Raw genomic sequence first — 12,708 nt, 5'->3', positions numbered from 1 at the left:
ATCCTATACTGGATAACGTTATCTCACAAATATAATAATAGGATAACTAATTTTTATAATATGTCCGTTTAGGTGTACGTTAACATTATCATCAAGTTTGGTTGTTTGAAAATTTATTTCAAAAATAACTACTTAATAGTAAAAGTGTAATGATATTTATCGCTATCCTTACACTTTTATTTTTATATTATAGTTATAATTATTTTAATCAGATTAAATCAATGTTGATATACTATCGTGAGATAACTCAGATTTGATTTATTTAAAATTTTTGTTCGGATTCTTAACATAGTTTTAGATGAACGTTATTAATAATTTAACGCTTGGCAAAAATTATCGCGACTGATTTTAAAATATTATTTTCCCGTTTTAAAGCCATTAATTTTTTTGTAACTTTTTGATGTCATGTTCATTAGGATTTATAACTCCTTTAGCTTCACGATACCATCGAAGAATAGTTTGATATTTGGGAATGTATTCATCCAAAAGATTGTGAACGTTATCTCCGTCTCTAATCATTTTGATTATTAACCTATTAAATTCTTTTGTATATTTTCTAAACATAGAAAAAGCTCCTATGGTTAAATTATATCGGATTTAAAAATTTCGTCCGAGATTTAATCAAAGGAGCAATGTTTGAATCAACTCGCAATCGAAGCGATATTTAAATTACTAAATTTTAGTTAGATTACCAGTTGTTATCGCTGTAAGTATCATTACTATAATCGTCATTATTATAGTCGTATTGATCATCATTATAATCATCAAGGTTATGGTCATATTGATCATCATTGTAATCATCGTGGTTAGAATCGTATTCATCATTATTATAATCATCATGGTTAGAATCGTATTCATCATTATTATAACCATCAATGTTATAGTCGTATTGATCGTCATTGTAATCATCATGGTTAGAATCGTATTGATCATCATTATAACCATCAAGGTTATGGTCGTATTGATCATCATTATTATAATCATCATGGTTAGAATCGTATTCATCATCATTATAGCCATCAAGGTTATGGTCGTATTGATCATCATTATTATAACCATCAACGTTATGGTCGTATTGATTATCATCAGGGTCATGTTGATTAAATTTTTGATCATTATTGTTATGATTGTTATCCTGATCGAATAATTTGCTGACAGCGTATCCCCCAACTCCACCAATCAACATCCATTTGAATAAATTAGATCGATTTGATTCTGGATTAGAATGCATGGCATTTGGCTGATAATGATATATTTGACGGGGTTGTGATTTTTGATAAGTTGAAATTGAATTAATTTGAGGATAATCATTTGTTTTGTTTTCAATAATTTCTTGGTTTGATGATTCAATGACTTTAGTGTGTTGGTTTTGTCGCTTTTGCAAGTATTTAAAACCGATAAAGCTAATGATTAAAATGATGATTACTGTTATTAATGGCATGATTATTTTTCCTACTTTCTATTAATTAAATATAATTAAATAGTAATAAGTGAGCCTATGTCAAGGGCTCGAACAAAACAATTTTAACTAAATTGTATCTGTGCTATCTCGTAATAGCTAATTCGTTCGTGATTGAATCTTTCAGTATATCTACTAATTGATAATTTTACATACGCGAACGAACTAAATTTTTGGTTAAATCCCCATTTTCGTTTCAGAATTCAATGAAAATTTTCAATCAATGCATTGTCATAAAGACGGCTCTTTAAAGATTACGTGGATTTAGTCCAAGTTATTGACATAGGAGTATTATTCTGTTGACAATTGAATGCTTTTTTGATATAATTTTTGTAAATAATGATAATTAAAAAGCCAATAAATGCGAGATTTAAAAGTCGGTGCTTCACGACCGTAAACTGTGAGATTTAAAAGTCGGTACTTCACGACCGTAAACTGTGAGACTTAAAAGTCGGTGCTTCGCTACCGTTATATTGGTTGATTTGAAAAACGCTTTGGTGGGGTTTACCAAGGTGTTTTTTTTATTATAAAAGGGAGAAATTGATAATGGACTTAGATTTGTATTATGTTGATGCTAAATATATAAAAAATTTACATAAAATTGATTCAAGAGTTGAATATCACCACGGTGCTCATGATAAACCATATCTTGGTGTTATTTTAAATATTAAAAAGGTTAATTATTTCGTTCCATTATCATCACCAAAGCCAAAGCACAATCGAATGCGCGAAAATATCAGTTTTATTAAATTAATGCGAAAAAATAAATTATTGGCTGTTTTAAATTTAAATAACATGGTACCAGTGCCTTTGAAATTTTGTAAGTCATTAATAATTAAAGATGTTTTAGACTTAAAATATCAAGAATTATTGAATAATGAATATTTTTCGTGTTTAACTCGTAAGAAAGACATTGTTAAGTCCGCCAAATTGTTACATCGTTTTGTTTGTGATCAACCGAACTCACATCAAGCCATGTTGAAATACTGTTGTGACTTTGATAAGTTGGAAACGTACTATCATTCTTTTGATTAATCATAATTGGTAAAGCTTGGGGCTGCTTTAACGGTTAACGCTTTCCAAGTAACATCGCAGCTCGTTTTAAAATTTCTAATTCCTCCTGAACTTGAGCTAATTCCTTTTCCATTTGAACTTATTTTTCATAGGAAATTTGCTTGCCATCAACATTAATAGTGGAACTCTGTTTCAACCAACGACTGATCGTGTTAGCTGAAACATCGTATTCTTTAGCTAATGATTTAATACTATGGCCTTGCTTTGATAGTGAAATAATTGAATCTCTGAATTCTTTTTAATATGATTTTGGCATAATAAAAAGCTCCTTTTAATAATAATTAAGCTCAAAAGGGAACACCATAAAAATGGTCTATATTATTATCATAGGATCAGTCCCCACTAAAGCTGACTTGCAAAAATAAGCCAACAACGCTTAGTCCCATCCCAAGCACAACAAGAAAAAAACCGTTAAACAAATCCAAATGGCGTTAAAAAAAATCGATATTCAATTTAAATCGAGGGTCTGTGACATAAGTCCTAACAAATAAACAGGGGGGTATATCACAGCCCCGTTTATAAAAATCTTGTTGGAAACGATAAGTATCGTAGGACTTAAGGTACTTTTAGATAGCACAGTCAAACATCTAGTCGCTTTATTAGATAGGTTAGATAAGTCCGAGTTACTCCTCGAAAAACTACAAGCATGATTTTATGATAATAAATTTTAATTATATTAAGTCACTGTTAAATCCGTAAGATTGAAATAGGAAATAATGGATTTAAATATAAATAAAATTAGTCCAGATAATTATATGAATTAGTTAATTTGGCAAATTGAAGAAATTCACCTTAATTGATTAAAATATAATCACGATCATCCTTATTAATTGATTTAACCTTCCAACCAACTTTATTTTGGATAAATTGATAAACCAAACTCAAAGCTTCAGCACTCTCAAATTGATAGCTTCCGTGAGTGGCTCCCTTGATTAAGTTCAGTGAAAAACTTTCCTCTCCTACTTTACAATCTAACTCAGCTGCAAAATTGATTGACTGAAGATATGGAACGTTTACATCGGAGTCCCCAGCAATAATGAAGTACTTAGTAGAATCATTCGCTTTTAAATAGCTAACTGGGTTTGACTGCTTAACTAACGAAGACTCACCATTTATTGGAGCTCCTAGGTAAAGACTTTCAAATGAATTTTCATCTTCAATATTCATCATTGGCGTTATCCCTAGTGATTTAAACTCACTAGATATATTACCGAAGTCAATTGGTCCGTAATAATCAATTACTGCACTAACCTTATCCGAGATGTCTAGATAACCTAGTTCTGAATCATACAGTTGATCACTACCACCTGTAGCGCCAGCTAAAGCTGCTAAATTAGCACCGGAGGAATCTCCCCATAAAATAAATCGGTTAGGGTCCAGTCCATACTTAGCAGCATCTTTTCTAACTAAACGAATGGCCGCTTTAACATCATTAATAGCTGATGGAAAAGTCGCTTCACCAGAAAGTCGATAGTTAACTGTAACAACTACAAATCCGTAATTTAAGGCACTCATTTGTGATTTTAAGTCACTTGCAGTATTATTACCGAATTTAAAACCACCACCGTGAATTGCGAATATTACTGGATATTGATTAGAAGTAGTATTTGGAAGGTAAATATTTAAAGTTTCTGATTGTGATTTATTACCATAGGAAATATTTAAAAACTTACGGTGAATGTTTTGTAAATCAAAATCACCCATTCCAAGGCCACCACCAACTCCTGCTGATTGCTTAGGCAAAAGGTCGGTAATGTAATTAGCTAAAACTGAGGTATCTCCAACATTAAATTCTTTTTTCAAAATAATTTAAACCTCCACTGAAATTAAGCATCTAAATAATGAACGACTACTAGATAACATTATTCACTAATGATAATTTACAAAGAGGCGAAAGGTGGGAATTAAAGTTAAAATTTATAAATAATGTAATGATTATTAATCTGATTTCGAAAATAAATCGTGTTCGAATTTTTATTTTTAATAACATTATTAACTAGTGAAACAATGACCATATTTATTAGAAGGTTGACAGATGGGTGTCCCATAACATAATTTTATAACTTTATGGTATTAATGAATTTAAGAGTATAACATTTACTTAATCAACATCTTACTCTTAACATACAGTTGGTAATAGATTTTATGATTTTTTTATACTATAATTATATTAGTATAAATTTTGACATAACAAATTCGGCTATCAAAATGAAAATGGATATGCCTAAGTTCAAATAATATCACTAGTAAAACAAATACTATTTGTTTAAATTAAGGGGGTCATAATATCATGAATAAAAAATTAATTGCCAAATTAGCACTACCACTTACCTTATTCTCAGCATTATATTTAGGAGAAGGCCATCACATCAATGTGGCTGCATCAAAAAAAGCTAACCTTGAATATATTTCTACTTATCCTAAATCAATCCGCGGCACTTGGTATACATATTATCCTTCCCAACCATCTTATGAAAAGATAGTTATAACTAAGGATAAAATATATGATTATTTAAATACAAAAGGCTTTTCAGAAAACAAAAAACCATATGTTACCCAGCTTCATAAATTTTATAAACACACTGATAAATCCTCATACCATCCAAACTGGGTATATTCTCATGGCTGGTACAATATGCCATCTGATAAACTAAGAAAAAGATGGCTTTATACTTACGGTTGGAATCAAAGCGCTGGAACTGGAACATTCTACAATATTTCAAAAATTCAGGGAAATTGGATTTTATCAAGGGCTGGCGGTGCTGGTTTCGCTTCGTCGCATGCATATAGATCTGAGAATCTAGCTAAAAAGTTAGCTAATAAAAAGTACTCAGGATTTATTTATGATTAACTATAAATATATTAATAAATTATTTTCCTCGTAATATTTTAATTGAAAACACAAAAAAACGCCTCCAAATTCGCAACTAAAAGTTGCTATTACAGAGACGTTTTTATTTAAATCCTATAAGAACTGAATTCCACCATCGACAATAATTGCTTGTCCGGTAATGTAATCTGCCTTATCACTGGCCAAGAATGATACCAAGTTAGATACATCAACTGGTTCTTCACCGCGACCAAGGGCAATTCCATTGATTGCATCCTTAAGGGCAGCTCCCTTTGGCCGTCCATCTAAGTCAGTCATCTTAGCATCGATTTCATCCCACATTGGCGTTAATACGATTCCTGGACAATAAGCATTAACGGTGATTTTGTCCTTAGCAAGTTCCTTAGCAGCCGCTTGGGTCAACCCCCGCACTGCAAACTTAGTTGCTGAGTAGCCACCGAGCATTGGGAAGCCTTCGTGACCTGCAATTGAGGAGGCGTTAATAATCTTACCTGGAGTCCCCTGCTTCTTGAATTGATCAGCAGCAGCTTGAATCCCAAATAATGCCCCCATTACGTTAATGTCTAACAACCGACGCATTTCTGATTCGGTAGTTTCTTCTACTGAGTCAACAGAAGCAATCCCTGCATTATTTACGTATACATTTAATTGGCCTAGTTGATCGACCGTTTCTTGCACCGCTTTTTCAACTTCTTCTTTTGATTGTACATCTGATTTAATGGCGATTGCTTGGCCACCATCAGCGTTAATTTCATCAGCAACTGCTTGCACCTTATCCAAATGCCGACCAGTCAGCGAAACGGCAAATCCGTCCTTACTTAGTTGAACGGCAATTGCCTTTCCAATTCCTTGACCCGCACCTGTTACTAAAGCAACTTGTTTATCCATGAATGTCAGTCCTCCGTTAGTTAAATTGTTAATTATTTCACAATAATTTTATAACTAGGTCAACTGATTTTCAAACATTATGGACTGATGTTAAGTAATCCTTAAAGTCCTTATTATATGATGATTTAGATTTAAATATTATCTTACAAAATTATTTAAATATATCCAAAAGATATAAAATTTGCTTTTATTTTAGTATATAATGTAAAATCATATTTGAGGTGATAATATGAAAAAATCTAATATCAAAATTTTGTTAACTTCAGCTATTTTAGCTAGCGGTACTTTATTCGGATTTACATATACAAACAATACAAGTGTTTCTGCAGCAAAGCATGTTGAACATGTGGAAAAAGACTACTCAGAACTTTTGAAACAGATGGTTGTGAATGATGCCAACCAAATTAAGTACCTGAAATTCCCTAAGCAACACCAAATGACATATGATAAAACATTGAGCAAAGAAGCCCAAACACAGGCCAATAAGATGCAAAAATATATTTTTGCCGGTAAAAACAGACATCTTGATGATAAAGCCTTAACCAAAATTTTGGGAAAAGATTTTGCTAAGAAATTCGGTAAAAGCATTTTCATTGCTAGAACTTGGAGTACTAAGCGTTTAAATGCTAATAAGACTGTTGGATATTTGCAAGACTATTTATTCTATAAAAAGAACAGCAAAAAATATAACAATTTTATTACTAAGAACTTTAAAAAAGCTGGGGTTGGATTTGCTTATGGATATAACTCTAACAACAGTAAGTATCCACATGAAAGTATTGTCTATGTAATAGCTAAATAAAACAAAACAAGTGGAGTTAGGGACCTTCCCTAACTCCACTTGTTTTGTCTCCTAATATCAAAATAAAAGTTATAATCTGATCTTAGTGTGAATAAATTGGACTGGCTCCGATACTCAATCGGAGGACAGTCCTTTTCTTTTAAACAAAAAAGTTGAATTTGATTTTTATTAGCGATATAATTAAATTGTATTTGCTTAAAAATAAAAATTAACGTTGTTGAAACTATCCAGTAACCAGATACTCTAAATTGATTATCTGGTTTTTTACATCTCATTAGCTAATTCTGGTGGAATAAAAAGCGTTCGATTCGCTTATTAGCAATTGCAACACAAATTAATAATTGAAGGGAAGTAAAGGAATGGAAAAATTATACGCAGCTAAGTTGCAGAGAAACATCTTTAAGATGAACGCTACTCTAGAGGATAAGTTAAGTTTTCTAAAGGCCCTTGCTTTAATTGATAAGAATGCTAAGAAAAATCCTGATGCAAAGGTTTTTTATTCTGACATTTCCGATGACTATACTATAAATGACAATCATTTAGATAATAATAAAATCTGGAACTATGTTTTAGAGCAGATCAGCGTTATTCCAGGACTAAGAGCTGGTAAGAGTGATGCAGTTTCGGCAACCTCAGTCTTTGCATACCACCAAAAGGTTACTACGCATAAAGACTTAAGTATCACTATCAAGTCAATGGAAGAATCCCCCAACTACGGTTATGATCAAAGAATTAATGATTATAAACGATACGACAATAATCCTGAAATCTTAAAGATAAACAATGCAATAAAGTCCATTAAAGCAATATTATATGTTAAAAAATCCAACCTCCTTTACGATAAGAAACAAATCATCAGTATGGACTTCAATAAGAACCCAGATCCAATCACCTATCAGGAAATAATCAAACGTTTAAACCAATCCTTCAGTTAATTTTAATTTGTAGTCTCGATTACACTAATCAGCTAATCGTTAAATCAACTATAAAAAAACGGCCCCTGTTTAGCAATTTTACCATTGCCAAATATGGAGCCGTTTTTATTTTAATCCTGCCAAATTTTTTTCGCGGTATCAACAACTAACTTGATCTTATTCCATTGATCCTGTTCAGTTAACCGATTCCCCTCTTCAGTTGAAGCGAATCCACATTGAGCCGATAAGCAGAGGTCATCGAATGGATAATATTGACTAGCATCATGTACCCGTTCATCAAGGGTGTCAAACGATTCTAGTTCTGGCCGTTTACTAGTAACCAGTCCTAAGACCACCCGTTGATCACGACCATTTTCAGCAATCGGTTTGAGCGGCTTGAACCCACCAGAGCGTTCATCATCATATTCCAAGAAATAACCATCAATGTGTAATTGTGCTAGATAATCAGCAACTGGATCATAAGCTCCAGCACCAGCCCAGTGTGAATCATAGTTTCCCCGACAGACGTGCATCGTTAATACTAAGTCATCAGGCTTACTATCAGCAATCGCATTGATTGCCTTGACCGCTGCTTCACAAAGCGGCTTTAATTCTGGTAAGATCGTATCCTTTGAAAAGCTAGCCCACATCCCCCAAGAAGTATCATCAATTTGAAGGTAGCGGCAGCCAAGGTCATAAAACTTTTGGACGGTTTGCTTGTATGCTTCAATCTCATCAGCTAGAAATGCATCCAAGTTACCGTCGTAATATTCATCATCGATCCCAGCTTCCTTGTTAGGGAAGAAAACCGATGGACTGGGAATCGTTTGTTTAGCGGTGATGCCATCTGGAACGATTGAGTTCAAAAATTCGAAGCCCGCAAAGAAGGGATGGTTAGGGTTGTATGTGATCTTATCGCTGATCTTAATTCCGCCCTTACGCGTTTCTTCACCATTGAACCGATAGCCATGTTCTGGAGTATAAAAATGACTTCCATTTAAGCCATCAAAGAAATCCAAATGCCACCAACTTCTTCTAAACTCACCATCGGTAACATCCTTTAGACCCGCATTAATTTCTTTTTGAACCAAATCCTTGATTTCACGGTTTTCGACCGCTGTTAATTCATCATGACTGATTTCTCGATTACTAAATTGTGCACGAGCCTTCTTTAAAGCTTCAGGTCTTAGAAAACTACCAACGATATCGTAACGATTTGGAAACTTAACTGCCTTTGTCATTATTATCCACTCCTTATTTTTAAACAAAAAAATCCTTGAAATATTAAATTAATATCCCAAGGACGATTTATCGCGGTGCCACCTTTGTTCATGCATGGCTCACACCATACACCTCTGAAGTACGCAGGCCTACAGACCAGCTATACTTGGACTAGGTTAATGGAGTCCATCCCAATTTGATTTAACATTACGCTCAACCAAATTCCGCTCTAAGACCATTTTCAAACTAAATTAGCCACTAGCTCACACCATAACGCTAGCTCTCTTAAGACCACTTTCGTTTTACTTATCTTTTCATTGCTTCGTTCATATTTAAGTTTGGCATCATCTTAACACCTTCAATAAATAGTGTCAATTAATTAGCAAAAACGATTAAGTATAAATCGCGGACAAAATAGCTATTACGATCAGCACCGATAATAGTTGAGATGATACACCAAAGAAAAATCCATCTGCAGCATTTAATTTTTAATTGATTGAACTAAAAATAAAATCTTAAATCTTTAAATTTAATGTGAAACAATAGTCTTTTTTATTTATCGGTGTTAAAATAAAGATTGTGAAAAAATTATCAATGCTTTTAAAATCAACGTTAGTCATGGAGGTCTATTATGAATAATGAGTCATCAGTTTCAAAAGATAAAAATAGTATCAAAGAATTTATTTTTAAAGTCTTAAATGGTTCCGCACAGGGGATTTTGATCGGGGTATTGCCATCAGCAATCGTTAAGTACATCTTATCTCCGTTAGTCCAAAATCACATCACCTGGGCGATCCAGTTAAATTCGCTCTTGGTCCTTTTTGGTTCATTTATTCCATTGTTGATTGGAATGTCAATTGCCAGTCAGTTTAAAATGAAACCTCTCGATATCGGAACGACCATGATTGCTACGGGGGTTGCTTCTGGTTCGATCAAATGGGCGGTGGCCAATCCAGGGTTTGTTAATCCAATCACTAATGTTAAAAATCCAATCGCAAGTACCGTATACATCGCCAGTGGGGCTGGAGATGTGATCAATGCCATCATCGTAGCTTCATTAGCTGTAATCGTAATTCAATTGGTAGCTAAATACCTGAATGGATTTGGAGCAGTAGCGATTATCTTTAATCCCCTGCTTATCGGTGGGCTGGTTGGTTTGATTGGATTAAATATCGCCCCGTTTGTTGCAACGATCACAAATGCCCTCGGTGAGATGGTCGAAACCTTCACTACCCTGCAACCATTATTGATGAGCATTTTAATCGCAATGGCTTATTCATTCATTATCATTACTCCAGTTTCAACGGTTGGGATTTCACTGGCTATCACGTTGTCTGGCCTTGGCGCTGGAGCCGCCGGTGTCGGTGTAGTTGCAACGACCGTCATCCTATTGGTAAACTCAGTGGTCGTGAACAAGAAGGGAACGTCCTTAGCGATCTTGCTTGGTGCCATGAAGGGAATGATGCCATCGATTTTCAAAAAGCCCGTCATGATTTTAGCATTTATGGTCTCTGCGGCCATTTCAGCTATCCCAGTCGCCATGTTCAACGTACAAGGGACCCCCACTTCCGCTGGATTTGGTTGGATTGGATTAGTCTCACCGATCCAGTCAATGCTCGTTAGCGCAAGCGAAAGTAAATTCGTTCATCATACCGTTGGCATCGTTCCATCGTTGATTACGTGGTTGATTGTGCCAATCATTGCTGGAATCATCGTTAACTTCCTTTTTACCAAGGTCTTGAAACTATACTCAGCTACAGATCTACAACAAGAAATTAAATAATAAAGTAATAATCCCCAGTGGGCCTTATACCTACTGGGGATTATTATTTAGATTCTATTCATTTCTTTGGTCCATTAAAGTATAATAAATTCCACGATTGTCTTGGCGACGACTTCTATAGTAAGCGAATTGATGTCCATTTTCTTTAACCATTTTATTTATATTTTGAATATTTCCGTAAACATAAGATAAAACAGTTTCAGTGGCACTACCACCCATTTTAAGCATCTCAATGTTTTTAGCGCTTAAGGGTAAATGACCATTAATTTGGCCACTTTTAATATCATCAATTAATTTAGAATATACTTTTAGTTGTTCGGTACTGGTTAAAATGCCCTTGTTCTTAATAAAGTCATATTCTTGTTGGTTTCCATCAATAATCCAGTTCGCATTAAAATCACTACTGGGAGCACTTTGAACTGCACTCTTGATGCCATTCCAAATTTCCAGTTTACTCCGATCCTTCACTGGAACCTCCGATGATGTTGCCAAGAATAAATTGACGTATTGATTTAAAAGCGGTCCCTCATTAGCAAATTCATTCTGATTTAAGATTAAATTGGGTTTATTATGAATTAAAAATCCTATAAATTCATCTTTTCCGCCATTAAAGATCTCCCTTTGTTGATAAAAATAAATATCCATTTTTAACGGAGCACCAATGTGAAAATCATTACGATCATTAATAGCGAATTGGCGTTCTCCTTTAAGCAATCGCGCTTTAAAAGACACTTTTTCGCCTGGTTTTAAAACCCCCTTACCAATGGCGATCTTACCATACGCAGCCATATCACGGTTACCAAATAAATATGATTCTTGGCCAATTGTAATCACAATGTTGCTTAATAACATATTAACATTCAAAAATTTTACACCTGATTTTGAAGTTTGCGTAAAAATATAAAATCCTTCGTATTGACCAGAAAATAAATATTGTTGACTTGAATTTTGTTGATGCAATTGTTCTAGTTGTTCAGTAGTGATGAAATCCATAATAATTCCTCCCTAACATTTGCTAATTAAAAGATTTTTTCACAAATTATAAATTATTTATTATTTATTTTATAATTACCAACGTATCATAATACTCTGGCAACCATGATTGAAAATGACGCTCAAGCTCAATAAATATGTAACTCAATTCTAAAATTTCCATGAGCCTATTTATTTATCACCACCTTATTTTAATTTTTATACTAAGCTAAATATAAATGCACTGTCAAATAATCTTATTGAAAAAATCACATTATTAAAAAAAGCTTCGCTAGTAATTAATCACCAGCGAAGCTTTTAAGTTACAAGTCAATATCTAAGTACTTAATGTCTGGGCGTTCCTTAAAACCGAAATGTTTCCAAAACGATTGGCCTGCTAAATTATCGATCACCGTAAATAGCCCTATCGTCTTGATGCCAATCGATTGGAATTGTTTGAATACCCGTGAAATCAGTTCCGAACTAATGTGTTGGCCGCGGTATTTTTCATCAACGGCAACGTGGTACAGAAATCCCTTCCGCCCATCAGTTGCCCCTAGTAAGGTTGCCACGATCTCACCATCTACTTCAGCAACAAAACACAGGTCGGGATTGCGATCAATGATTCGCTTAATGCCAGCATAGGAATTATCCAGCGATTGTAAATTCATCCCTGCGGTCCGTTCCCATAACGCATACGCTTGATCATAATCAGTGCTCTTCATTGCGCGATAAACTACCATT

The 12,708-nt window shown here is 33.9% G+C and carries 12 protein-coding genes, 1 pseudogene and 1 other annotated feature; of the genes and pseudogenes, 5 read left to right on the top strand and 8 right to left on the bottom strand.

The genetic code is table 11. The features are described 5' to 3' along the window. Positions 1 to 378: 378 nt before the first annotated feature. On the bottom strand, positions 379 to 564 hold the full coding sequence (locus ACSVI6_RS07910) for a hypothetical protein (RefSeq protein WP_491717598.1): 186 nt from the start codon (positions 562 to 564) through the stop codon (positions 379 to 381). A gap of 124 nt (positions 565 to 688) precedes the next feature. Then, entirely contained in the window at positions 689 to 1,441 is a 753-nt protein-coding gene (locus ACSVI6_RS07905) for a hypothetical protein (RefSeq protein WP_491721054.1), read from the bottom strand. 564 nt (positions 1,442 to 2,005) lie between these two features. On the opposite strand from ACSVI6_RS07905, the gene ACSVI6_RS07900 reads away from it, so the two are divergent. Further along, positions 2,006 to 2,494 (top strand): type III toxin-antitoxin system ToxN/AbiQ family toxin, encoded by a 489-nt coding sequence (locus ACSVI6_RS07900; RefSeq protein ID WP_491721053.1) that lies wholly within the window; start codon positions 2,006 to 2,008, stop codon positions 2,492 to 2,494. Positions 2,495 to 2,612: 118 nt separating this feature from the next. Here the strand turns inward: ACSVI6_RS07900 and ACSVI6_RS07895 are convergent. Beyond that, a pseudogene (locus ACSVI6_RS07895) lies at positions 2,613 to 2,759 on the bottom strand (helix-turn-helix domain-containing protein); the annotation flags it as partial. Between the two features lie 566 nt (positions 2,760 to 3,325). Further along, a complete protein-coding gene (locus ACSVI6_RS07890; RefSeq protein ID WP_491721052.1) occupies positions 3,326 to 4,336 on the bottom strand; it encodes an alpha/beta hydrolase fold domain-containing protein in 1,011 nt (336 codons plus the stop codon). A 487-nt stretch (positions 4,337 to 4,823) separates the two neighbouring features. Here ACSVI6_RS07890 and ACSVI6_RS07885 point away from each other — a divergent pair, with 487 nt between their 5' ends. Beyond that, on the top strand, positions 4,824 to 5,384 hold the full coding sequence (locus ACSVI6_RS07885) for a hypothetical protein (protein ID WP_491721051.1): 561 nt from the start codon (positions 4,824 to 4,826) through the stop codon (positions 5,382 to 5,384). A gap of 114 nt (positions 5,385 to 5,498) precedes the next feature. Here ACSVI6_RS07885 and ACSVI6_RS07880 read toward each other — a convergent pair whose 3' ends face one another. Beyond that, positions 5,499 to 6,272 carry an acetoin reductase gene (locus tag ACSVI6_RS07880; protein ID WP_491717589.1) on the bottom strand — a complete coding sequence of 258 codons (774 nt, stop codon included), beginning with the start codon at positions 6,270 to 6,272 and terminating at the stop codon, positions 5,499 to 5,501. A 229-nt stretch (positions 6,273 to 6,501) separates the two neighbouring features. Between ACSVI6_RS07880 and ACSVI6_RS07875 the strand changes: the two genes are divergently transcribed. Continuing rightward, entirely contained in the window at positions 6,502 to 7,074 is a 573-nt protein-coding gene (locus ACSVI6_RS07875; RefSeq protein ID WP_491717588.1) for a CAP domain-containing protein, read from the top strand. 341 nt (positions 7,075 to 7,415) lie between these two features. Then, positions 7,416 to 8,009 (top strand): hypothetical protein, encoded by a 594-nt coding sequence (locus ACSVI6_RS07870; RefSeq protein ID WP_491717587.1) that lies wholly within the window; start codon positions 7,416 to 7,418, stop codon positions 8,007 to 8,009. A gap of 110 nt (positions 8,010 to 8,119) precedes the next feature. Here ACSVI6_RS07870 and ACSVI6_RS07865 read toward each other — a convergent pair whose 3' ends face one another. Next, a complete protein-coding gene (locus ACSVI6_RS07865; RefSeq protein WP_491720259.1) occupies positions 8,120 to 9,229 on the bottom strand; it encodes a 5-methyltetrahydropteroyltriglutamate--homocysteine S-methyltransferase in 1,110 nt (369 codons plus the stop codon). Positions 9,230 to 9,284: 55 nt separating this feature from the next. After that, positions 9,285 to 9,536, bottom strand: a binding site (T-box leader). Positions 9,537 to 9,840: 304 nt separating this feature from the next. Between ACSVI6_RS07865 and ACSVI6_RS07860 the strand changes: the two genes are divergently transcribed. Beyond that, positions 9,841 to 10,992, top strand: a complete 1,152-nt coding sequence (locus tag ACSVI6_RS07860; protein ID WP_491721050.1) for a PTS sugar transporter subunit IIC — start codon at positions 9,841 to 9,843, stop codon at positions 10,990 to 10,992. A gap of 54 nt (positions 10,993 to 11,046) precedes the next feature. Here ACSVI6_RS07860 and ACSVI6_RS07855 read toward each other — a convergent pair whose 3' ends face one another. Both ACSVI6_RS07855 and ACSVI6_RS07850 read right to left on the bottom strand, forming a co-directional pair. Continuing rightward, the gene (locus ACSVI6_RS07855; RefSeq protein ID WP_491721049.1) at positions 11,047 to 11,985 is read right to left on the bottom strand and encodes a hypothetical protein; all 939 of its coding nucleotides are present in this window, start codon (positions 11,983 to 11,985) and stop codon (positions 11,047 to 11,049) included. Positions 11,986 to 12,287: 302 nt separating this feature from the next. Then, complete coding sequence (locus ACSVI6_RS07850) at positions 12,288 to 12,707, bottom strand: GNAT family N-acetyltransferase (RefSeq protein ID WP_491720262.1); 420 nt, start codon at positions 12,705 to 12,707, stop codon at positions 12,288 to 12,290. Position 12,708 lies beyond the last annotated feature (1 nt).

The organism is Nicoliella sp. ESL1106 (assembly GCF_058509965.1).
Note: the sequence above shows the minus strand (reverse complement) of the source record. Positions and strands in the feature narration are given on the sequence as shown.

Coding starts and splice junctions, on each gene's coding strand:
- ACSVI6_RS07910 (WP_491717598.1), bottom strand. CDS start 564: ATGTTTAGAAAATATACAAAAGAATTTAATAGGTTAATAATCAAAATG.
- ACSVI6_RS07905 (WP_491721054.1), bottom strand. CDS start 1,441: ATGCCATTAATAACAGTAATCATCATTTTAATCATTAGCTTTATCGGT.
- ACSVI6_RS07900 (WP_491721053.1), top strand. CDS start 2,006: ATGGACTTAGATTTGTATTATGTTGATGCTAAATATATAAAAAATTTA.
- ACSVI6_RS07885 (WP_491721051.1), top strand. CDS start 4,824: ATGAATAAAAAATTAATTGCCAAATTAGCACTACCACTTACCTTATTC.
- ACSVI6_RS07880 (WP_491717589.1), bottom strand. CDS start 6,272: ATGGATAAACAAGTTGCTTTAGTAACAGGTGCGGGTCAAGGAATTGGA.
- ACSVI6_RS07875 (WP_491717588.1), top strand. CDS start 6,502: ATGAAAAAATCTAATATCAAAATTTTGTTAACTTCAGCTATTTTAGCT.
- ACSVI6_RS07865 (WP_491720259.1), bottom strand. CDS start 9,229: ATGACAAAGGCAGTTAAGTTTCCAAATCGTTACGATATCGTTGGTAGT.
- ACSVI6_RS07860 (WP_491721050.1), top strand. CDS start 9,841: ATGAATAATGAGTCATCAGTTTCAAAAGATAAAAATAGTATCAAAGAA.
- ACSVI6_RS07855 (WP_491721049.1), bottom strand. CDS start 11,985: ATGGATTTCATCACTACTGAACAACTAGAACAATTGCATCAACAAAAT.
- ACSVI6_RS07850 (WP_491720262.1), bottom strand. CDS start 12,707: ATGGTAGTTTATCGCGCAATGAAGAGCACTGATTATGATCAAGCGTAT.